Annotated in this window: 19 protein-coding genes and 2 pseudogenes; 10 read left to right on the top strand and 11 right to left on the bottom strand. The window is 69.6% G+C overall.

Annotated elements, in window-relative coordinates; all coding sequences use genetic code 11:
• Positions 1 to 91: 91 nt before the first annotated feature.
• Both IRQ30_RS16890 and IRQ30_RS16885 read left to right on the top strand, forming a co-directional pair.
• Entirely contained in the window at positions 92 to 826 is a 735-nt protein-coding gene (locus tag IRQ30_RS16890) for a hypothetical protein (RefSeq protein ID WP_193614146.1), read from the top strand.
• A gap of 128 nt (positions 827 to 954) precedes the next feature.
• Positions 955 to 2,256 carry an HNH endonuclease gene (locus IRQ30_RS16885; protein ID WP_227467735.1) on the top strand — a complete coding sequence of 434 codons (1,302 nt, stop codon included), beginning with the start codon at positions 955 to 957 and terminating at the stop codon, positions 2,254 to 2,256.
• A gap of 138 nt (positions 2,257 to 2,394) precedes the next feature.
• Here the strand turns inward: IRQ30_RS16885 and IRQ30_RS16880 are convergent, their stop codons facing one another.
• From IRQ30_RS16880 to IRQ30_RS16860, 5 genes are all read right to left on the bottom strand, one after another.
• Positions 2,395 to 3,051 (bottom strand): hypothetical protein, encoded by a 657-nt coding sequence (locus tag IRQ30_RS16880; RefSeq protein WP_193614145.1) that lies wholly within the window; start codon positions 3,049 to 3,051, stop codon positions 2,395 to 2,397.
• 215 nt (positions 3,052 to 3,266) lie between these two features.
• Complete coding sequence (locus tag IRQ30_RS16875) at positions 3,267 to 4,640, bottom strand: hypothetical protein (RefSeq protein WP_193614144.1); 1,374 nt, start codon at positions 4,638 to 4,640, stop codon at positions 3,267 to 3,269.
• A gap of 335 nt (positions 4,641 to 4,975) precedes the next feature.
• Entirely contained in the window at positions 4,976 to 6,079 is a 1,104-nt protein-coding gene (locus IRQ30_RS16870) for an ImmA/IrrE family metallo-endopeptidase (protein WP_193614143.1), read from the bottom strand.
• A gap of 2 nt (positions 6,080 to 6,081) precedes the next feature.
• Positions 6,082 to 7,068, bottom strand: coding sequence for a hypothetical protein (locus tag IRQ30_RS16865; RefSeq protein ID WP_193614142.1), 987 nt, complete (start codon positions 7,066 to 7,068; stop codon positions 6,082 to 6,084).
• A 205-nt stretch (positions 7,069 to 7,273) separates the two neighbouring features.
• A complete protein-coding gene (locus tag IRQ30_RS16860) occupies positions 7,274 to 8,272 on the bottom strand; it encodes a hypothetical protein (RefSeq protein ID WP_193614141.1) in 999 nt (332 codons plus the stop codon).
• Positions 8,273 to 8,603: 331 nt separating this feature from the next.
• On the opposite strand from IRQ30_RS16860, the gene IRQ30_RS16855 reads away from it, so the two are divergent.
• The 8 genes from IRQ30_RS16855 (at position 8,604) to IRQ30_RS16825 (ending at position 15,734) form a co-directional block, all read left to right on the top strand.
• Positions 8,604 to 8,927, top strand: coding sequence for a multiubiquitin domain-containing protein (locus tag IRQ30_RS16855; RefSeq protein WP_193614140.1), 324 nt, complete (start codon positions 8,604 to 8,606; stop codon positions 8,925 to 8,927).
• 3 nt (positions 8,928 to 8,930) lie between these two features.
• The gene (locus IRQ30_RS16850) at positions 8,931 to 9,320 is read left to right on the top strand and encodes an E2/UBC family protein (protein WP_193614139.1); all 390 of its coding nucleotides are present in this window, start codon (positions 8,931 to 8,933) and stop codon (positions 9,318 to 9,320) included.
• Positions 9,320 to 10,792, top strand: a complete 1,473-nt coding sequence (locus tag IRQ30_RS16845; RefSeq protein WP_193614138.1) for a HesA/MoeB/ThiF family protein — start codon at positions 9,320 to 9,322, stop codon at positions 10,790 to 10,792. Before IRQ30_RS16850 ends, IRQ30_RS16845 begins: the two co-directional genes overlap by 1 nt.
• Positions 10,789 to 11,169 (top strand): ubiquitination-like system serine protease family protein, encoded by a 381-nt coding sequence (locus IRQ30_RS24395; protein WP_420827613.1) that lies wholly within the window; start codon positions 10,789 to 10,791, stop codon positions 11,167 to 11,169. The genes IRQ30_RS16845 and IRQ30_RS24395 overlap by 4 nt, the downstream gene beginning before the upstream one ends.
• Before the next feature lie 25 nt (positions 11,170 to 11,194).
• Positions 11,195 to 11,404 (top strand): KTSC domain-containing protein, encoded by a 210-nt coding sequence (locus IRQ30_RS16840; protein WP_193614137.1) that lies wholly within the window; start codon positions 11,195 to 11,197, stop codon positions 11,402 to 11,404.
• Between the two features lie 401 nt (positions 11,405 to 11,805).
• Positions 11,806 to 13,920 carry an MMPL family transporter gene (locus IRQ30_RS16835; protein WP_193614136.1) on the top strand — a complete coding sequence of 705 codons (2,115 nt, stop codon included), beginning with the start codon at positions 11,806 to 11,808 and terminating at the stop codon, positions 13,918 to 13,920.
• A 3-nt stretch (positions 13,921 to 13,923) separates the two neighbouring features.
• A complete protein-coding gene (locus tag IRQ30_RS16830; protein ID WP_193614135.1) occupies positions 13,924 to 15,093 on the top strand; it encodes a sensor histidine kinase in 1,170 nt (389 codons plus the stop codon).
• Entirely contained in the window at positions 15,090 to 15,734 is a 645-nt protein-coding gene (locus IRQ30_RS16825) for a response regulator (protein ID WP_193614134.1), read from the top strand. Before IRQ30_RS16830 ends, IRQ30_RS16825 begins: the two co-directional genes overlap by 4 nt.
• Positions 15,735 to 15,783: 49 nt before the next feature.
• Here the strand turns inward: IRQ30_RS16825 and IRQ30_RS16820 are convergent, their stop codons facing one another.
• The 6 genes and pseudogenes from IRQ30_RS16820 to IRQ30_RS24380 all read right to left on the bottom strand — a co-directional run.
• Positions 15,784 to 16,584, bottom strand: a complete 801-nt coding sequence (locus tag IRQ30_RS16820; RefSeq protein WP_193614133.1) for a hypothetical protein — start codon at positions 16,582 to 16,584, stop codon at positions 15,784 to 15,786.
• Positions 16,585 to 16,704: 120 nt separating this feature from the next.
• Positions 16,705 to 17,241: a dihydrofolate reductase family protein gene (locus IRQ30_RS16815; RefSeq protein ID WP_193614132.1), complete on the bottom strand. Its 537-nt coding sequence runs from the start codon at positions 17,239 to 17,241 to the stop codon at positions 16,705 to 16,707.
• Between the two features lie 43 nt (positions 17,242 to 17,284).
• A complete protein-coding gene (locus tag IRQ30_RS24390) occupies positions 17,285 to 17,425 on the bottom strand; it encodes a GNAT family N-acetyltransferase (protein ID WP_193614131.1) in 141 nt (46 codons plus the stop codon).
• On the bottom strand, positions 17,398 to 17,784 hold the full coding sequence (locus tag IRQ30_RS16805; RefSeq protein ID WP_193614130.1) for a GNAT family N-acetyltransferase: 387 nt from the start codon (positions 17,782 to 17,784) through the stop codon (positions 17,398 to 17,400). The genes IRQ30_RS24390 and IRQ30_RS16805 overlap by 28 nt, the downstream gene beginning before the upstream one ends.
• Positions 17,785 to 17,918: 134 nt before the next feature.
• Positions 17,919 to 18,299: pseudogene (locus IRQ30_RS24385) on the bottom strand (ATP-binding cassette domain-containing protein); the annotation flags it as partial.
• A 570-nt stretch (positions 18,300 to 18,869) separates the two neighbouring features.
• Positions 18,870 to 19,367: pseudogene (locus tag IRQ30_RS24380) on the bottom strand (ATP-binding cassette domain-containing protein); the annotation flags it as partial.
• Positions 19,368 to 19,540 lie beyond the last annotated feature (173 nt).

The following is a 19,540-nucleotide window of genomic DNA, read 5'->3' as shown; positions in this document are numbered from 1 at the left end:
CCTGATCAGTACGACGGCCGTCCCTACGCCGTCCGCGTCTGCCTCCTCGTCAGACCCGGGTACGTCGCAGCGCCCGGCGTACCGATGTCTGATGGACGCGTTCGGTCACACGACCAGCGGTCGGATCAAGTTCCGCCGGGTGGTGAACGCGCGGGTCGAGGTCTCCAAGACGTCACCCGGCACGGTCACGTGGCGACCGATCTCGTGGGCACTCGTCAGCTCCAACGGTTCGCCGGGGACGGAGACGACGCGCCAGCTCGTCGCGGCCACGGACGGGAAGGTGCGACTCGTCGAGACCGAGTGGCACAGCGGCAGCGCCTTGGACGTGCGGGTCCTCAAGGTCGTCGGCCGGGGCTACCCGAGCCGGCTCGTGAGCGTCACCGACCGTCATCTGTTCTGGGTCGCCGCGGACGGGTCACTGCATCGCAAGACCTGGAACGGCTCGCGGTTCGGCCGGCCCATGACGTTGCCGGTGTCCCTCAGGACCGCCACTGCGATGACGGGCTTCGAGGCGGACTTCGGACGGCGCATCTACTACACCGACAAGGCAGGCGCGCTCCACGTCGTCGCCGATCACGGCCACGGGTCCACTGACACCGTGCTCCGGTCGTCGGGCTACGGCAAGGTCACCGGTCTTCGCGCGGGCTACTGCATGTCGCCTAACTACGCCAGGCAGCGCTCCTACCTCGGACTGTGGTCCGTCAACCGCGCGAGCGGGGTCGCCCGCTTCCAGCGAGCCCTCCGCCCGGCCGCGGACGAGGCAGGGCCGGTGACGAAGGCGGTGCGAGTTCGTCCGTCGGGCTGGACCTGGCGTCGGCTCGGGTAGGTCGGAGACCAGCGCATCAGGGCGCCGTGAGCCACTTGCTGTCCACAGAGCACGTCCGCGCAGACCCGCTCCACAGGTCCTGTCGCATCGGCCTCTGACTGTCGGCCGTCCGGTCTAGCGTCGGGGTCATGTTCGACACGTCCATGGCCGCCATCCACGAGGCGAAGGCTGCCCTCGTGGAGGACCTGAGCGACCTCTCGGACGCGCAGCTGGTCGACCTCATCCGTGGGGCGGAGGAGCTCAAGTGCGTCGCCGCGGCTGCTCAGGCCACGGCGGCCGTGCGGCTCGAGCAGTCCCAGCGCGCGGCGCAGGTCGAGGCCGGGCTGCGGGCGGAGCGCGTGGGCGAGGGCATCGCCGAGCAGGTCGGCCTGGCTCGTCGCGAGTCGGCGGCCAAGGGTGCTCGGCTGCTCGGGCTCGCCCAGGTTCTCGACGGCGAGATGCCCCACGCGCTCGCCCTCATGCGGGACGGCCGGCTCAACGAGTGGCGCGCCACGATCCTCGCCCGCGAGACCGCCTGCCTCTCGCTCGCCGACCGCCGTACCGTCGACGAGCGCCTGTGCGCCGGGGGAGAGGCCGCGACGATGAGCGACCTCGGCCTCGCGCGAGCAGCCAAGAAGCTCGCCTGCGAGCTCGATCCCGCCTCCGTCGCCGAGCGCGCCCGCCGGGCCGAGTCGGAGCGCCACGTCTCGATCCGCCCCGCGCCCGACACGATGTGCTGGGTGACCGCCCTGCTCCCGGTGAAGCAGGCCGTCAGCATCTACGCCGTGCTCCTGGCCGCCGCGGCCACCGCCCGCGCCCAGGGCGACGAGCGGTCGAAGGGGCAGGCCATGGCCGACACCCTCGTCGAGAAGGTCACCGGCCGCCCGGCGCAGGAGGCACCGCGCGTCGAGATCAAGCTGGTGATGACCGACCGGACGCTCCTCGGCGATGCCGACGACGCCGTCCACGTCGAGGGCTACGGTCCGGTCCCCGCCCCCTGGGCCCGCGCCTTCGTCATCGGCGCCATGCGCGCCACGCGTGCCTGGATCCGCCGGCTGTACATCGCCCCGACGACCGGCCAGCTGGTCGCCATGGACTCCCGCGCCCGCTGCGCCCCCGCCGGCCTCGCCGACTTCGTCGCCACTCGCGACCAGGGCCTCTGCCGCATCCCCTGGTGCGGCGCCCCGATCCGCCAGACCGACCACGTGACGGCCTGGGCCGACGGCGGCCCGACCAGCGAAGCCAACACCCAGGGCCTCTGCGAGCGCCACAACCTCGCCAAGGAGGCCCTCGGCTGGTCCGCGATCGCCTTCACCGACCCGCACGGCACGCACACCGTCGAGACCACCACCCCCACTGGCCACCGACATCGTTCCCGCGCGCCCGCGCCACCCGGCGCCGATGGCGTCTCGAGCTCATCCGGACCGCTCGGGTTGGAGCTCACGGGCTGAGCCGACGTGCAGCTGCCACACGCATTCTCCTAGGGGCGCGTGGCTATCGCGGCGCGAAGACGCGGTTGGGATCCATGGCGCTTGGACTGCTCAGAGCCGCTAATTGCGGCGACGCGGCGCGCGCGATGGCTCAACTATTCAGGCGGCGTCGCGAGCCAGCTGGTTGAGGGCATCTTGGAGTATCGCGTCGTCTCCGGGTCCTAGCCAGGTCACGATTCGAACGCGATCTGCGCGGCCGCTGACCACGGCGTCAGCACCCCGGGTATCGAGTGAGTTCGTGACGATGAGTAGCCGGTCGGACTCAGTTAGCCGATCCAGAAGTGGTGCAAGCGTGCTGCCTTGGAAGGGGGTGCTGGGGTCGCGTTTGAACTTGGACTCGACGTAGAGAGGTACTGGACCGCTGGCGACTTCAAAGTCTGCCATGCCCCGAGATCTGATTGCCTCTTTGCGGATGGCGGCTCCCGGAAGCGCTCGCCGAAGGGCTTGCTCGACTGCTTCGTCGTACTCGGCTGCTGGGTGCCGCGGCGCGTAGCCCGTCCGCTGCATCTCCTCGAGACGCCGACGAAGCTCTTCAAGTTGTCGCACGGCGTCCTGGTCGCCTGCGTCTTGGGCAGCATCGATCTGCTCGTCAACTGTCTCCGTCACCTCGGACCAGGAGATTTCGTTCCCTGACACGACCAGTTTTGTGGGCCAGCGGCCGACCAGACCAAGAAGGCCGCCGAGGGCGCCAGTAGCAATCAGCGCGACCGCACCCGAAGCGTCGCTGTTGGTGAAAGTCGCAACTGCTCCGGCCACCCACGAAAGTAGGCCCGTAGCGACCAATCCGCGGCGCGCCCGGACACTAATCTCGCCCGGCCCGGGTGCTGACACCAAGTCACTTGACTGCACGTGAGCAGGTTCTCACCCGCCGCCGAGAACCGCTGCGATTTGGGGACACACCGTTCGTATCCTTCGACCTCGGGCGGCGGCAAGACGTTGCTCGTCAGCGGACCAGGACGGGCGGATCCGCCCTACTCCAGCTTCTCGACATCGTCCGCTGGCGCTGGAAGTCGGGGTGGCTCAATCAACTCGCGCTCGTCCGGCGAGCTCAATTCACCGAAGTCCTGGGGTCCCTTGAGGCGGCGCCACGCCTGGGTCGTCGTTGGCCCCGCCAACCTGCCACGTGTCCGCGCGGCCCGCGAGCGTGCCTGCGCACCGAGCCGCGCCGCTGCACCCGCGCCACCGGCACCTGCGTCGAACGCTCGGTCCCGGGCCGAGCTCGCTCGACTCGAGGTTCTCACCCTCACCTCGGCCATCGCGCCTGTCCACGTGCGCACTAAGGCCAGGTCCTCCTCCGGCTCATCGTCGGCGCCGCCAAGGACCGCGTTCAACCGCTGCACCCGGGTAGCAGCATGATTGCGCGCTTCGACCACAGCGGGGGACGCACTCGGGTGCAGCAGTACCCTCGCGTTCGCCCTTTCGGCCGCCTGATTCAGCAGTCCAACCAGGGACTCGGTTCGCGCAGAGATCTGTTCAAGCCGTCGAGCACGTGCCTGCCGCATCGTGCTGAGTCGCCGCTCCGCGCGACCTGGGTCGGTGCTGAGCACGATGTCGAGCTCGAGCACATCGACTTCATCGAGCAATTGCACGCACCGGGCCACAACAGCCAGCCATTCAAGCGCCGTGCCCTCGGCCTCCTGGGCTGCCACCGCCAGGTCCCGCACGCTCGTCTCGCCGCGCAACTTTCGCTCAGCGTTGCCTAACTGCGTCAGCGCGTACTCGAGCACGTGATGGATCTGGGCCGGCGAGCCCTGCACCTTCGCCCATGTGCGCTCATCGATCCCGCCTTCGAGTTCGCGCACGAGCAGGCAGTCGTCGATGACCCTCCCGGTTCCTACTAGACCGGAGACAAGCATGTCGGTCTGAGCGGCGAGCACCTCGTCGACTTTCACCTCGATCGCGTCAAGGTGAGCTTTCAGTTCACCGATCATCGCCTGCGCTGACAGCTGTGCCATGACACCCGCAGCGCCAGCCAAGTTGGCGGGATTCGCGAGGAAGGAGCGGCCGGTGTCCAGAAACTCGGTGAAGCCGCCAGTCTGACCCTTGCCGCCGTCGAACACCCCGGTGCGCAACCCGGTGCGCCTCGACTTCCGCAGACCCTCCTTCTTCATCCGCTGGTAGGAATCCTCGGTCAACTTCATCCAGCGGCCGTGCGTTGCGGCCCACTCGGAACCGATCCCTGCGACACCGGAGCCCGCGTTCAGCAGTGCCTTCACCTGGTGCAGTTCGAGCGGTCTTGACGTCTCGCTCAGTTCGCGGTCGGCAAAGAAGGCCTCCACGTCTGCCTTCTGCCCCACGACCGCCAGCCCGTCGCCGTCGCTGATCAGCTGGATCTCGCCTGTCATCGCCTTCTCCCGAACACTCGCATACTGGAGACTATCGGCGGGTGCCGACGCAGGAGGCTCAACGCTGTACGCGGTCGTGCAGAAGACGAGCGTGCGGGCAGTCTGACGACGCGTACCGACCGACGTAGTCGGGGACGGCGCCACGTGAGTGAAAGTCGCTTCAATCAGTGACGGCGTGCGGTGGAGCACCTGCGTGGCTCAGATCGTCAGCGCGGTGGGTTGGTGTAGGGGAGGTTGCGGAACAATCGCCGTCACCAGAACTCGTCTAGGCATGCGCGGATAGAAGCGCCCTCAGGCGGCGGAGTGACGCAGGGGATGAACGGAGCGCGTGGCGTCTATGCGCAGTCGTTGCAGTGGGTGGCGGCGTCGTCCTCGTAGAAGTGGTTGGGCTGCATGAGGTAGCAGCCCATGCAGACCCGTTCCATGACATGGCTGGCTGAGCAGCCACATCGGCCACACGCCGGACATTCCGGCTCGCTGCAGACGTCGTGGATCGGCGTCCATGCTTGGAAGGACTCGCCGCACTCGGCGTTTCGGCATTCGCGGTCTGGGGCGCGAGGGCCGGTGTCGTACTTCGGGAGGGTGAAGCGGTCTGCCCAGGGTGGTTTCTCGGTGACGGCGACGATAACCAGGTGGCCGCTGCCGATGTCGGCGACCTGGGCGTACATCGGCGAGCTTCGGATGCCGTCGCGGTACTCGAAGGTGGTGTCGTTCTCGGTGATTCTGAAGTCTCGGTCGCCGTCGGCTTGGCGTTGGCGGCCCTTCTTCACGATGTCGGAGTTCGACTGATTTGAGCCTCGGCGCGGGGGTGGGACACCGTGAGCCGGGGCAATCTGGACAACGTCTTCGTTGTCGAGCAGGACGACCATGCCAGGGACAACGAAGTTCTCGATGGCGCGGACACAGACTGCCTGGCGGGATGCGGAGGTGCTCTGGGCGAGGGCGACGATGTCGGCGGCCGTGGGTGTTCCGGTCCCGAGGATGGAAGTCGCCGTGTCGTTGGGGATGAGGAGGGCTGCGGAGAACCGTTCGCAGATCCGGTCTTCGACAGCGAAGGTGATATCGAATGGCAGGTCGGCGAGTACGTCAGCTATCTCGGGGGTGGTGTGGGTGTGGTGGCCGAGTTCGTGCAGTGCGGTAAACGCGTCGCGGCGAGTGTTTCCGGATTCGGCGACGGCGATGATGGCGCGCACGGCGGTGCTGGGGTCGTAGTAGGTGCCTGCGACGCTGCACTCTTTGCCGAGAGTTGCTGAGGGTGGGACGTTGATGGCCGGTTGGAGTCGGCGCACGATGACGTCGTCCCAACTTTCGAGCTCAGTGAGTGGGTCGGTTTCGAGTCCGCGGCGGTCAAGGATGCCATCGTCCACGAGGTCTTGGAGTGCGCGCAGTGCGACGAGGACCATCTTGTTGACGAGGCTCCACGGCATGGGATTGCCCATGCCTAGTCCTGGGGCAGGTGGGTGTCGAGGTACTGGTTGATGCGTTGGCGCCACTGGTCGAGTTCGTTGTCGTTGGCTTGTCCGGTGGCGCGCGCCGCTGCTGCGTAGACCCCGTAGGCGCAATCGCGACGCGCGGTGATTTCGTCGGCGCCAGTCGCCCTCGCGTATTTAGTAATGCGGGCGCGGACCGCTGGTGTGTTGAACAGGTGAATGACAGCGGACGGGAGCTGTGAGGCAGCTGCGACGAGTTCATCGGCCGAGTGCCCGGCAAGGGGAGCGATCATGGTCGCTTCGTCAGGTTGAAGCGGTCTTTGGCCGCGTTTGATCTGCAGCGCCTCGGCAGTGCTCACGCCGACGGCCTGGACGATCTCGGAACTTTTGACGTTGGCGAGGAGCTCTGTTATGTCGCCACCGGATTCGGGGATCCAGCTGGCGTAGGTAAGGGTTTTGAGGTCGTCGATGATGCTCGCGCGCATGACGCCGTCGTAGGTCCGGTTGGTCGGGATAGCTTGATAGTGAAGGAGCTCGTTCGAGGCGAGCTTCCGCTCCGGGGACGGCGTCTTCACGTTCCCCAGATGCGCGTCGAGTGTGGCGAGAGGAATGGTCTGTGTGGCGTCGAGCCAGAGAACCGCGGAGATCCCGATCGTCGTTGCGGACGCTGGGGTCACCGTTGCGCTGGAGTCAGCAAGGTCCGGGTCAAAGGTGACTGCTGCGACCCTCACATGGTCGTCGTCTGGGTTGGTCACGATGATGACCGCGAGCGCCGTCTTCTCCCATCGTGCTCGCCAGATCTGATTGATTCCGGGGTCGGGCGGTTCGGCCGTCTCGTCGGCAAAGGTGGGCGCACTGATGCCTCGTGCGGCGAGTAGTCGCTCGCGAACGGAGTCTGCCGCCGCTGCGAAGTTGAACTTGTCACCACCGTTCGGGGTGCGCTGTCCGTCGCCCATAGTCACCTCGTTTCCACGTTCATCATCGTTGAAGCCGCCCATGGGCGCACCGACAGAGCACCTTCTGCGACGGCGGCGGTGGCGAGTGCTTCGACATGGTCGCGGTTCATGGGCGGCAGCGTTGCTCGCCTCTCCATGTGAACTGACGAGCCATCTCGCCCAGAGCCACGACTACAGGTTCTGGTCGGACAGGAGTTAGTCATTCGTGCGATTAGGAGTTCGAGGCCCGTCCCGGTGGTTGTTTGCGTCATGGGGTTCCGCCCGGGGGGCCGTTGGGGTGCTCGCGGCTGTAGATAGCTGTGAGTTCGTCCAGGATGTGCCGGCCGAACTCGGGGGTCGGTGCGTGTTCACGGATCTTGGCGAACATTGCCTCCAGGATGGCCTGGGCTTCGCCTTCTCCGCAGCCAAGAATGAGGACCACCGCTGCGATGCGCGCATCTGGAGTCTCGGGGACGTCGAGGAACGGATAAATCGAGCGTTCCTCGGCGGAGAACTCGACCCAGAGCCAGTCTGCGGCGTCTGCTGCTGCTACTCGGTCGAGCTGGTCCTCGGCAGTCGGGTCGGCGGGACCGTACACGGCGAGGTGTTCGGGGTCGGTCGGGCTGGTGGTGTCGGAGACGTCGCGGTTGTCCGGGTCGAGGAACTCGTCGAAGCGGCGGGCGACTACCCGAGCGAGGATCTGGTCAGGGAGGTAGCAGCTGCCGGCAGCGGTGAAGATCGCGGTGATGACGTCGAGTAGTGCCTGCTTCGTGACCGGGGGCGGCGGGCCGGACCTGTTGAACTTCACGCCAGGCGGGACCGGGGTTCGTGCCGCAGCCGCGTGAAGATCATCTTCGTCGCCCTGCCACAGTTCGCCGCGGGCGCCCCGGGACGCGACGGGCGCCCACCCGTCAAGCGGGTTAGCGGCGTCGTCGAGTCGGACGTAGTCAGGGTGGCGCAGCAGCATCGTCGCGAGTCGGTTCCGCATGAGGCCGACGGGAGTGCTCTTGGCGACGTCGATCATGTAGTTGCGGATGGTCTTGAGGAGTCGTCGTTCCAGGTGACCCGGGTCGCCGCCTGCGGCTGCCTTGGCCTCGGCGACGATGGCGGCGCCCTTGTGCAGGTACAGGTCGACGGCCTGGTCGGTGACCGCGGTCTCGGTCCAACTGTCGTGGTCCCCGGGCGGCGGGAACGAGGACTGCCGGACAACCTGCCAGACGAGGCGAACAACGAGCGTCAGCTCGTCTTCCTCTTCGTAGCTGGACATGCCCTTGTTCCATCCCCGCGCGCGACTGGCCAGCGGGTACATCCCTCCCGCCCTAGGTCAGTGTGCCGTTTCGACGAGCGGTGGGCCCGCATCTGCGCCTGACGGGCGAGTCCATTGAGCGCGGATGCCGGCTCGAGCGGTGGCTCATACCGGTCTCTCCGCTTGTGTCGCAACGCCAGCTGGATGCCCTCGTCATGCGCATCCAATCCGGCCGATCGGTCTCCCAGAGTTGGCTCGTCTGTTCCGGGTGAGCACGTGCACGGACCTGGTCCGTTGCACAAGCCCACTCGCGCCCGTCGGGCGATCCCGGAAGTCAAGGAGGAAACACCCCATGAACGACAACGACAACACCGAGCAGAACGGACGCAGTGTGTCTACGGAGAACGCGAAGGACCAGAAGCCGGGCAAGGTGCCCATCTACATCGACGGCACGAAGTACCACCCCGAGGGCAGCAAGCTCACCGGGGCGCAGCTGCGTACCGTCCCGTCCCCGCCGGTGAGCAGCGACCGCGACCTGTGGCTCGACATCATCGACGAGCTCGACAAGCTCATCGAGGACGACGAGGTCGTCGAACTGGAGAAGAACATGCGGTTCTTCACCGTGCCGCGCGTGATCAACCCGGGCCAGGTCATCGAACCGCACTCCGGGACCTGAGCGATGGGTGCGCTCGTGGCGGTCCTCCGCGAACAAGACCAATCCCTCCTCGACTCGCTGGGCTATAGCTCCACGGTCGAGGTGTCTGACGGGTTCATCAACGTCGTTCTGGCCGACTTCCCGACCCCGGGTCTCGACCGGTCCGAGGCCGACCTTCTGCTGCGCCTGCCGATCGGGTTCCCCGACGCCACCCCGGACATGTTCTGGGTGTCGCCGGCCCTGACAGCCAAGGGCGCCGCGATTCCGGGCACCGAGGTGATCGAGAACCACGTCGGCCGGGTCTGGCAGCGGTGGAGCCGCCACATCGGGGGCCAGTGGCGACCGGGCATCGACAACCTCGAGACGTACCTCGCGTACGTCCGCCGGGCCATGGCGATCGCGGGCGGCCACTGATGTCGACCCGCATCGCGTTCACCGAGGACCAGTTCACCCCGCTGGCCTCCTCCCTCGGCGCCGGTGACGAAACCGCGGCGGTCGTCGCGACCTCCCTCGTGGGGGCCGTGGCGACCACCGTGGACACGTCCGTCGCCGGTGCCGAGATCCCGAAGGTGGCCGGGTCGATCACGCTGCTCGCGCAGACCGTCACGCCGGTCCCCGAGGGGGCCTACGTCGAGCGCGGCCCGATAAGCCTGTCGATCTCCTCGTCCGGGTGGGTGCCGGCGTTCCGTGCGGCCGTGGCGCACGACCAGGTCCCGATGTTCGTCCACACCCACCCGCGTGGCCTGCCAGAGTTCTCCACCTACGACGACCAGGTCGACGTCGAGCTGGCGAACGCGGCCCGCGAGTTCGGCGCTCCGTACTACGCGGCCATCGTGGTCGCCGGCAGCCTGGACGCCCCGCAGGTCGCCGCCCGCCTGTACGACCTTGGCGAGACCTTCGACGCACAGGCGCCGCAGTTCGTCGTCGTCGACGCGGTCCGGGTCGCTGGCGCTGGTCTCCGCCTGTACCTGCCGCCCGCTGACGCTGAGGAGTTGGGCGATCTGGCGAACGAGGAGCAGATGTCGGTGTTTGACCGGCAGATTCGGATGCTCGGCCCGGACGGCAACCGGACCCTGAAGCACGTGCGCGCCGCCGTCATCGGTGGCGGCGGCACCGGGTCCGCGGTCTCCGTGCAGGTCGCACGCCTGGGGTTGGGTGAGCTCGTCATCGTCGACGACGACGTCGTCACCGACCCGACGCCGACCCGCGGGCACGGCATCACGACCGGTGACGTCGGCCGCCTCAAGGTGGACGCGCTCGGTGACCACCTCGACGAGATCGGCCTAGGCACCCCGGTGGTCCGGATCGACAAGCCGCTGAACCACCCGGACGCGCTCGCCGCGATCGCGCACTCCGACGTCGTGTTCAGCTGCGTCGACGGGCATGGCGCCCGCCTGATCCTGAACCGATGGGCGTACGCGCACATCGCTCCCGTCGTCGATGTCGCTGTCCTGGTCGCGCCGACCGAGCGCGAGGACGGAGGCCGAGAGGTGCAGATCGAGCAGCGCGTCACCTGGGTGGCGCCCGGCACGGCGTGCCTGCTGTGCCGCGGCCGGATCGACCCGGGCCTCGCGGCCGCCGAGAACCTCGACCCCGAGACCCGCAAGGCGCTCGCCGGCGAGGGGTACGTGCAGGCGGCCGAGACTCCGCAGCCCGCGGTCGTCACCCTCACCACCAGCGTCGCGGCGCTCGGCGCGACCGAGTTCGTCCTGCGCCTGACCGGCCTCGGGAAGACCGAAGCGACGGAGCTGTTGATGCGCTCCCACCTCAGTGAGCTGCGCCGCAACGCCCGACCGGCACGCCGCGGCTGCTTCTGCGCCACCGCGGCCTTCATCGGCCGCGGCATCCGCGCCCCGTACCTGGACCTCCTCGGAGTCCTCCAGTGAAGCGTCTCTTGGCCAACGCCCGCACCCGTGTCGTCCGCGCGTACCGGCGTGCCCGCAACAGCCACGCGAAGTCCCGCGTCAGCCAGGTAGTGGTTCTTGCAGACCGCAGTGGTCTGCCTGAGCACCTGGACCCCCGGTGCGTTTACGTCCTCGGAGCGACGACACCCAAGTGGGCGCTCCTCGACTGCCCGTGCGGACGCGGCCACACCATCGAGCTCAACCTGGCCAACCCCGCACGGACCCGCTGGACGGTCACCGCCAATACGGCCGGGCAGCCGTCCGTCCACCCGTCCATCGACTACCGCGGCAATCCCCGATGCCACTACTGGCTCCGCGACGGCCGCATTCACTGGGTCCCCAACCGGACCCGCAGCTGAACAACCTCAACCAGAGGAGCGGAACATGAACATGGTCCCCGTCGTCTCCGACAACGTCGCCTTCATGGGCTACGACCACGCCACGCGCACCCTGCGGGTCAGGTTCCGCAGTGGCGGCACCTACGATTACTACGACGTCCCCGCCTTCCTGTGCGAGGCAATGTTGCTCCCGCACACCTGGCGCCGCGTCGGCCGACAGATCCGTGCCCACCGGTACCGGCGCATCGCGGCCTGACAAGATTCGCTGCACAGCGCGCCCGCGACATTCTGGGCGGAATGCCCCAACCTCATACGGCGCGATCCGGCGCCCTAGCCGCAGGGGCGGCCGAGCCGGCTCTTAGGTGGTCACAGAGGTCAGCCTCGGAGGTGGCTCAGGAAACTGCACCGGTGGGACTGCCGGGCCACGGTGTTGAGCCTGGGGTGTCCGGGGCTTCGAGCGGTCACCGCACGGGCTGCGCCCGGACCCTGCGAGTGCGGGTAAGACGACCAGCTTCAGCCTGCCGAAGCCTCTGTCCACGTACTGAAAACCCGGATCACGCGGCGATCCTTCCCTCCCGCCGTACGCCGAACGGAGTACGGCGAAGTGCCTGCCGTGGCCAGACGCGTCGGCGCCGCCGGATTGACAGCGTGAACGCCATGACTTCTCAGCTCACGGCGCCCGACCAGTCCGGTGCCGACACCAGCCCGACGAGATCACGCACCATGACCGTGCTGCCCTGGCTCGTGCTGGCCGTGTGGGTCGGGCTGCTGGTGGGCGGCTACTCGCTCGCCGGCAAGCTCGACTCGGTCACCCGCGACGGCCAGGCCGACTACCTGCCGGCCAGCGCCCAGTCGACCAAGGTCCTCCAGGCCGAGGCCGAGCTGCCCGGCGGCGAGAGCGGCCTGCTCATGGTCGTGTACGAACGACCGGGCGGCCTCCAGCCGGGCGACCGGGAGGCCGTCGAGCGCGGCCAGTCCGAGCTCGCGGAGCGCTTCGGGGGCGACGCCGACGCCCTGCCCGAGATCGTCGGCTCCGACGACGGCACGGCCCTGATGTACACGCTTCCGCTCGACCGCGAGGCGGTCGCCGAGGAGGCCGGCGCTACCGCGGATGCGCGTGCCCTCCTTGACGACCGGCCGAGTGGACTGGACGCCTACGTCACCGGTCCGACCGCGCTGGGGGCCGACATGGACGAGGTCTTCGATGCCGTCGACGCGACCTTGATGCTCGCGACGGCCATCGTCGTCGCGGTCCTGCTGATCCTGACCTACCGCAGTCCGTTGCTGTGGCTGGTCCCGCTCACGGCGGTCGGGGTCGCGGCGGTCACGTCGATGGGTGTCGTCTACGCCCTGACCCAGCTGTTCGACTTCACCATCACGAGCATGAGCTCGGCGCTGCTGATCGTGCTGGTCTTCGGCGCGGGCACCGACTACGCCCTGCTGCTCGTGTCCCGCTACCGCGAGGAGCTGCACCGCCACGAGCGACCGATGGACGCCATGGTGGCGGCCCTGCGGGGCGCCGGTCCGGCCATCCTCGCGTCGGCGGCGACGGTGGTCGCCGGTCTGCTGTGCCTGCTGGCCGCGGACCTCAACAGCATCAGCAGCCTCGGCCCCGTGGGGGCGGCGGGCATCGGGGCCTCGTTGCTCGTCATGCTGACGCTCTTCCCCGCTCTGCTGGTGGTGCTCGGTCGCCGCGTCTTCTGGCCGTTCGTGCCGAGGCTCGGGGCTGAGGCGCGCGCGTCCGGGTCGCGATGGGCTCGGCTCGGCGAGCTGGTGGCGCGTCGCCGCGTCGTCAGCTGGGCCGTCCCGATGGTGATCCTGGGCGCTCTCGCGCTGGGGATCGTGGGGGTCAACAGCGCCCTCCCGCAGCTGGACCAGTTCGCCCGATCGACACCGGACTCCGTGACGGGCGCGAAGCTGATCGAGGCGCGCTACCCCGACGCGAGCGGGCAGCCGCTCACCGTGCTGAGTCGTCCGGACCAGAGCCGCGAGGTCCTGGCCGCGGTGGAGGGAACGCCGGGGGTCGCCCGGGCCGAGATCGGCCGGTCCAGCGACGACTGGGTGGAGATGTCCGTGCTCCCGGTCGGCCCTCCCGAGAGCGCGGGGGAGACGGCGACGATCAAGCAGCTGCGGGAGAGCCTGCGCGAGGTCGCCGGTGAGGCCGCGCTGGTCGGCGGGCCGAGCGCCGAGAAGCTCGACGAGGCCGAGACCAACAGGACCGACCGCAACCTGGTGATGCCGCTGATCCTGCTGGTGGTGCTCGCCATCCTCGGCCTGCTGCTCCGGGCGATCGTGGCTCCGCTGGTGCTGGTCGCCACCGTCGTCGTGTCGTACCTCGGCGCCCTCGGACTGTGCACCCTGGTGTTCGACCATGTCCTCGGGTTCGCCGGGCTGGAGTCGTCGGTGCCCCTGATCGGGTTCCTGTTCCTGGTGGCGCTCGGTGTCGACTACAACATCTTCCTGATGACCCGGGTGCGCGAGGAAGCCGTCCGGCACGGCACCGTCGAGGGCACGAAGCGTGGCCTCGCCGTCACCGGCGGCGTGGTCACCTCGGCCGGCGTCGTGCTGGCGGCGACGTTCGCGGTGCTCGCCTCGCTGCCGCTCGTCATGCTCGTCGAGATCGGGATACTGGTCGCCGTCGGCGTGCTCATCGATACCTTGCTGGTGCGGTCCGTCGTGGTGCCGGCGCTGACGATGTCGCTGGGCTCGAGGATCTGGTGGCCCAGCAACCTCTCGCGGACGAGTGAGGACAGTGTCGATGACCGTGTGTGAACGATGACGGCGCTCCGTCCGCCGGTGGCCGATCGGCTGCTGGCGGCGGGGTCGTTCGCGCTCGGCGTCGTCATGGCCTTCACGCTCCAGGCGGTCACTGCCGAGGACGAGCGAGGCGTGGACCTCGGCGCGATCGCGCTCCTGGCTGCGACGTCGGCTCCGTTGCTGGCTCGGCGGCGGTGGCCGATCCCCGTCGTCCTGGCGGTCCTCGCCGTGTCGACGCCCTACCACCTCCTCGACTACCCCCACGAGGCCACGATGCCGGCCCTGGTCGTGGCGGCGTTCACGGCGGCGCGATACAGCGAGCGGCCGCGACCGGGGTACGCCGCCCTGGTGGTGCTGGCCACGGTGGGCCTGCCGGCCGTCGCCGCGTCGGGGGCGCTGGGCGACGCTCTCCTCGGCGTCGGCTGGCTGTTCATGGCCTTCTTCGCGGGCCTCACGGTCCGCTTCTACGGAAACTGGACGGCCGCCGTCACCGCGCGACTCGAGCAGGAGCGTGCCGACGAGATCGAGCGCCGGGTCGCCGAGGAGCGGGTGCTGATCGCCGCCGAGCTGCACGACGTCCTGGCGCACGGCCTCGCGGTCGCGAACGTCCAGGCCTCCGTCGCCGCCCACCTGATCGACCAGCAGGCGGAGCGCGGGGACGCGTCGCTGCGGGAGCTGTCCAGCACGCTGCACCAGCTGTCGGACACGAGCCGGGACACGCTCCACGAGCTGCGTGCCGTGCTCGACGTGCTGCACGGCGGCGAGGCCGAGCCGACCGGACCAGCGCCCCACCTCGGTGAGCTGCAGCGCCTGGTGGAGACGGCCGGGGCGGCTGATGTGCAGGTCGAGGTGGAGGCGGACGGGGTGTCGGACGAGCTGCCGTCGACGGTGTCCGTCGTGGCCTATCGGATCATCCAGGAGTCGCTCACCAACGTCGTTCGACACTCGACGGCGAGGCACGCGACCGTCCGGCTCGACCAGGACGACCACCAGCTGCGGATCGTGGTCGTCGACGACGGACCGGCGCGAGCGGACTCGACCGTGACACCGGCCGGCTTCGGGATCCTCGGGATGACAGGGCGGGCGCAGGCCGTCGGCGGCGAGCTGTCCGCCGGCCCGGACGGGTCCGGAGGGTTCGCGGTGCGGGCCAGCCTGCCGCTGCCGAGGACCTGGCGGGTGTCGCCGTGATCCGGGTCCTGCTCGCAGACGACCAGGCCCTGGTGCGCGGCGCGTTCGCGCTGCTGGTCGGCTCCGCTGCCGACATGGAGGTCGTCGGGGAGGCCGGCACCGGCGACGAGGCGGTGACGCTGACCCGGGACCTGCGACCCGACGTGGTCCTGATGGACATCAGGATGCCGAGCACCGACGGCATCGAGGCGACTCGCCAGATCGTCGCCGACGCCGGATCGAGCGGTAGCAAGGTGCTGATCCTGACGACGTTCGAGACGGACACCAACGTGCTGCGCGGCCTTCGCGCAGGCGCCTGTGGGTTCCTGCCCAAGGACACCCGTCCGGACGCGCTGCTCGACGCCATCCGCACCGTCGCAGCGGGCGAGGCGCTGCTCTCGCCCGGCGCCACCAGGACGGTCATCACCCGGGCGCTGAGTCGCCCCGACGCGCCGGCGCCCGAGCGCCTGGCCAGCCTGACGGCGCGCGAGCGCGAGGTGCTGCTGCTGGTCGCCGCGGGAAGGAGCAACCAGGAGATCGCGGACGAGCTGGTCGTCAGCCCGCTGACCGCCAAGACGCACGTGGCTCGCATCCTCGCAAAGATGGGCGCGCGCGACCGGGTCCACCTCGTGATCGCCGCGTACGAGGCAGGCCTCGCCTAGTCGCCTCGCGGTGCATCACGGTGGAGCCCCACGGCTCGTGGGAGCGCCGTCAGCGGACGCGGACCTTGCGTGACCTGATCGGCGGCGCGTAGCCGGTCGCCGGGTCCAGCACGGCCACGGTCGTGACGTAGTAGCGACCCGCGCGCACGCGCTTGCTGAACGTCCCCTTGGCCGTGGTGGTCCGGACACCGACCAGCTTGTCCGGACCGGGGCGGACCTTCCAGACCCGCACCTTGCGCTTGGCGGCGTACGCCGGCTGGCCGGGCGCCCGGAGGCGTCCGGTGACCCGCATCGGGGTGCTCTTCTTGCTGACGCTGAGGGCGCGGGTGACGACGGGGCAGCCGTTGGCGCTCTTGCCGGCACGCGTGGGGCACTTGTCTGCAGGCGGGGAGAGGCGGTCGTCGTCGAGGTCGGAGCCGTTGAACAGCAGCGTCGCGCTGTCGCACGACTTGGCTTCCATGGTCCACGACGACAGCACCGTGCCCTTCGGGCGCTCCACCCGCAGCACCACCTTCATCGGCTGTCCTGCCGGGATCGGGTAGGTGCCGGTCGTGGGGCCGTAGGTGTCCGTGGCGTAGAGCCCCCAGGTGTCCGAGCCGTTGGTGATCGACCCGGCGTCCTCGTTCATGTAGACGAGGCCGCCCGAGGTGACGATGGTGTGCATGACGTAGTCGTTCCCGTCGAAGTTCGCGGCGAAGACGTCGATGTTCCAGTCGCCACTGGCGCACCCCGTCGAGTTCACTCCGGTCACGGACCAGCTCTCGGCGGCGGCGGCCTGGCCGGGCGCCCCGGACGCCCCCAGCAGGCCGGCGACGAGTGGCAACAGGTACAGCCAGGACTTCTTCCGCATGGGGTGCTCCGGGGGGTCGGGGTCAGGTCACCTGTGAACGTAGTTCCCACAGAAGCGCCTCGCGGCGTTTCGGCTCGGTCTTTACCAAGCGATCGCGTGGCGAATCCGCTGACGTCGAGGTCAGCCGCGGGCGTAGCGCAGGAACACGGCCCCGGTGGGGCTGCCTGCGACGCTCTCGAGCCTGAGCCGTCCGGGCTCGGACCGGTCGCCGAAGAGCCTCCGCCCCGCGCCCGCGAGCGTGGGCACCACGACCAGCTCGAGCACGTCCACGAGATCGGCCTCGAGCAGGGAGGCGGCCAGCGTGAGGCTCCCGTGGACGCCGATGTCGCCGCCCTGGCGCTCCTTGAGGGCACGCACGTAGTCGACGAGAGGCTCCTGGACGACCACCGAGCTCTCCCACGGCTCCTCGGGAGCGCCCGAGGTGACGACGTGCTTGGTGGTGGTGTTGATGAAGTCGGCGAAGGGCTGCACGTCGGAGGTCGGCCAGTAGCCCGACCAGTAGTCGTAGGTGCCGCGGCCGAGGAGCACGTCGTCCTGGGCGGCGATGACGCGGCCGAGGTTGGCGAAGACGTCGTCGTCGACGTCGAACATCCAGTCGCCCGGCTCCTCCGCCACGCCGTCGAGGGACATCAGCTCGTACATCACCAGGTTGCGCATGGGCCTCTGACCAGCGGGTCACCCCGGACTCATCGGTCCGCGCTCAGGGGACGATGAACACGCGCGAGGGACTGTCGTACCAGAGGTCGGTGGTGCCGAGGTCGCGCATGCCGACGCGCTGGGCGACCCTGATCGACGGCTCGTTGTCGAGGTGGGTCAGCGCTCGGATCTCGCCGATCCCCACGGCCAGGCCGTGGTCGAGGACCGCGCGCGCCGCTTCGGCGGCGTAGCCGTGGCGTGGCTGTCGGGGTGCAGGTTCCAGCCGATCTGCACCAAGCCGTCGGAGTCGGGGATCCCGACGAGCATCACCGACCCTGCCGGGACGCCCGTCTCCCTGACCTCGACGGCCCAGACGCCGCGCGGCGCCTCGATCGCGTGCCAGGACTCGATCTTGGCGTGCGCGGCGTCGAGGTCGGCGAGGAGGTCCGGCTCGCCGTCGCCGAGCCAGCGGACGACCTCGACGCGGCTGAGGATGTCGAGGACGCGGGGCGCCTCGTCGAGGCGCCAGGGACGGATGAGCAGCCGGTCGGTCTCGAGATGCACGGGCGTCACTCTGGCAGCAGCTCCACCGTGCGGTCGACCGAGATGTCGGCGAGCAGCCGTTCGTCGTGGCTGGCGACCAGCAGCGCCCCGCCGTACGACGACAGCGCGGAGACCAGCGCGTCGTAGGAGGCGAAGTCGAGGTTGTTGGTGGGCTCGTCGAGCATCAGCAGGCGAGGAGCGGGCTCGGCGAGCAGCACCGCCGCGAGCGAGGCGCGGAAGCGCTCGCCGCCCGACAGCACGCCGACGGGCCGGTCGGCGGCCGCGCCCCGGAAGAGGAACCGCGCCAGCCGAGCCCGTACGGCGTTCACGTCGGCGCCCGGAGCGCGCGCGGCGACGTTCTCGAACACCGTGGCGTCGTCGTCGAGCAGGTCGAGGCGCTGGGGGAGCAGCCCCAGCGTCACGTGCACCTCGACCGACCCCGACACCGGCGCCACCCGGCCGGCCACCGTGTGCAGCAGCGTGGTCTTGCCGCTGCCGTTGGCGCCGACCAGCGCGATCCGGTCGGGGCCGTGCACGTCGATCTCGACGGCCGCGCCCGTGCGGATGACGAGGTCCCGCGTCGTGAGCACCGAGCTGCCGCGCGCCACGACGGTGTCCGGGAGGTCGACCCGGATCTCGCGGTCCTCGCGCAGCCGCGACTCGGCCTCCGTCAGCCGCGACCTCGCGTCGCCGAGCCGCTCCTCGTGGACCTTGCGGTAGGAGGCGGCGGACCGCTCGGCGTTGTTGCGCAGCCGGCCGGCGGCGATGCGCGGGAGGCTGCCCGAGAGCTGCGCCTGCCGGCCGGTGCGCCGTCGCTGGGCCAGCACCCGCTCGGCCTCGAGGACGTCGTGACGCTGGCGGCGTACGTCGGAGCGCGCGCTGGTGACGGCGTGCTCGGCCGCCTCCTGCTCGGCCGCGACCTGCGCAGCGTAGGAGGAGTAGCCGCCGCCGTACCACCGCACGACGCCGTCGCGCAGGTCGCCGACGCGGTCGACGCGCCCCAGCAGCTCACGGTCGTGGCTGACCACGACGAGCGTGCGGCTCCAGGTCTCCACGACGTCGTAGAGCCGCTCGCGCGCGGCGGCGTCGAGGTTGTTGGTCGGCTCGTCCAGCAGCAGGACGTCGGGCCGTCGGAGCAGCAGCCGCGCCAGCCCCAGCTGGGTGACCTCGCCGCCGGAGAGCCCACCCATCGTGCGACCGAGCACGTCGGGCGGAAGGCCGAGCCGGGCGAGCTCGGCCTCGGCGCGGTGCGCGACGTCCCAGTCGTCGCCGATGGCGTCGAAGTCGGCCTGGTCGACCGAGCCGGCCTCGACCGCCGCCAGGGCGCGCAGGACGCCCCCGATCCCGAGGAAGTCGGTGACCGGCTGCGTCGTGCGCAGCGTGAGGTCCTGGGCGAGGTAGCCCACCTCGCCGGTCACGGTGACCCGGCCGGCGCTCGGCGTCAGCGCGCCGGCGGCGAGCCGCAGCAGGGTGGACTTGCCGGCGCCGTTGGTGCCGACCAGGCCCGAGCGGCCGGAGCCGACGAGCAGGTCGAGCCCGTCCAGAACGGGGGTGCCGTCGGGCCAGGAGAAGCCGACGGAGGAGAAGGTGATGACAGCAGACATGCGTGCTCCGAGCAGGGTGGGGTCGGTGCGCCGGCAGGCGGCGCGGGGACGGCACCTCAGAGCAGCAAGACGACCACCTCGGTCGGGGACACGGACTCCTCCAGGCTAGGTGTCTTGCGACCGGCGCGCGATTCATTTACCCGTGTGTCAGTCAGGTAACGTGGACCCGGCAC

This window comes from Nocardioides lijunqiniae (assembly GCF_015024225.1).
GTDB lineage: Bacteria > Actinomycetota > Actinomycetes > Propionibacteriales > Nocardioidaceae > Nocardioides > Nocardioides lijunqiniae.
The sequence above is the reverse complement of the archived record's forward strand: the minus strand, read 5'-3'. Positions and strand labels throughout refer to the sequence as shown.

Bases quoted from the DNA above. Each gene is read 5' to 3' on its own strand.
- IRQ30_RS16890 (WP_193614146.1), top strand. From the start codon at position 92: ATGGACGCGTTCGGTCACACGACCAGCGGTCGGATCAAGTTCCGCCGG.
- IRQ30_RS16885 (WP_227467735.1), top strand. From the start codon at position 955: ATGTTCGACACGTCCATGGCCGCCATCCACGAGGCGAAGGCTGCCCTC.
- IRQ30_RS16875 (WP_193614144.1), bottom strand. From the start codon at position 4,640: ATGACAGGCGAGATCCAGCTGATCAGCGACGGCGACGGGCTGGCGGTC.
- IRQ30_RS16870 (WP_193614143.1), bottom strand. From the start codon at position 6,079: ATGGGCAATCCCATGCCGTGGAGCCTCGTCAACAAGATGGTCCTCGTC.
- IRQ30_RS16865 (WP_193614142.1), bottom strand. From the start codon at position 7,068: ATGGGCGGCTTCAACGATGATGAACGTGGAAACGAGGTGACTATGGGC.
- IRQ30_RS16860 (WP_193614141.1), bottom strand. From the start codon at position 8,272: ATGTCCAGCTACGAAGAGGAAGACGAGCTGACGCTCGTTGTTCGCCTC.
- IRQ30_RS16855 (WP_193614140.1), top strand. From the start codon at position 8,604: ATGAACGACAACGACAACACCGAGCAGAACGGACGCAGTGTGTCTACG.
- IRQ30_RS16850 (WP_193614139.1), top strand. From the start codon at position 8,931: ATGGGTGCGCTCGTGGCGGTCCTCCGCGAACAAGACCAATCCCTCCTC.
- IRQ30_RS16845 (WP_193614138.1), top strand. From the start codon at position 9,320: ATGTCGACCCGCATCGCGTTCACCGAGGACCAGTTCACCCCGCTGGCC.
- IRQ30_RS16840 (WP_193614137.1), top strand. From the start codon at position 11,195: ATGAACATGGTCCCCGTCGTCTCCGACAACGTCGCCTTCATGGGCTAC.
- IRQ30_RS16835 (WP_193614136.1), top strand. From the start codon at position 11,806: ATGACTTCTCAGCTCACGGCGCCCGACCAGTCCGGTGCCGACACCAGC.
- IRQ30_RS16830 (WP_193614135.1), top strand. From the start codon at position 13,924: ATGACGGCGCTCCGTCCGCCGGTGGCCGATCGGCTGCTGGCGGCGGGG.
- IRQ30_RS16820 (WP_193614133.1), bottom strand. From the start codon at position 16,584: ATGCGGAAGAAGTCCTGGCTGTACCTGTTGCCACTCGTCGCCGGCCTG.
- IRQ30_RS16815 (WP_193614132.1), bottom strand. From the start codon at position 17,241: ATGCGCAACCTGGTGATGTACGAGCTGATGTCCCTCGACGGCGTGGCG.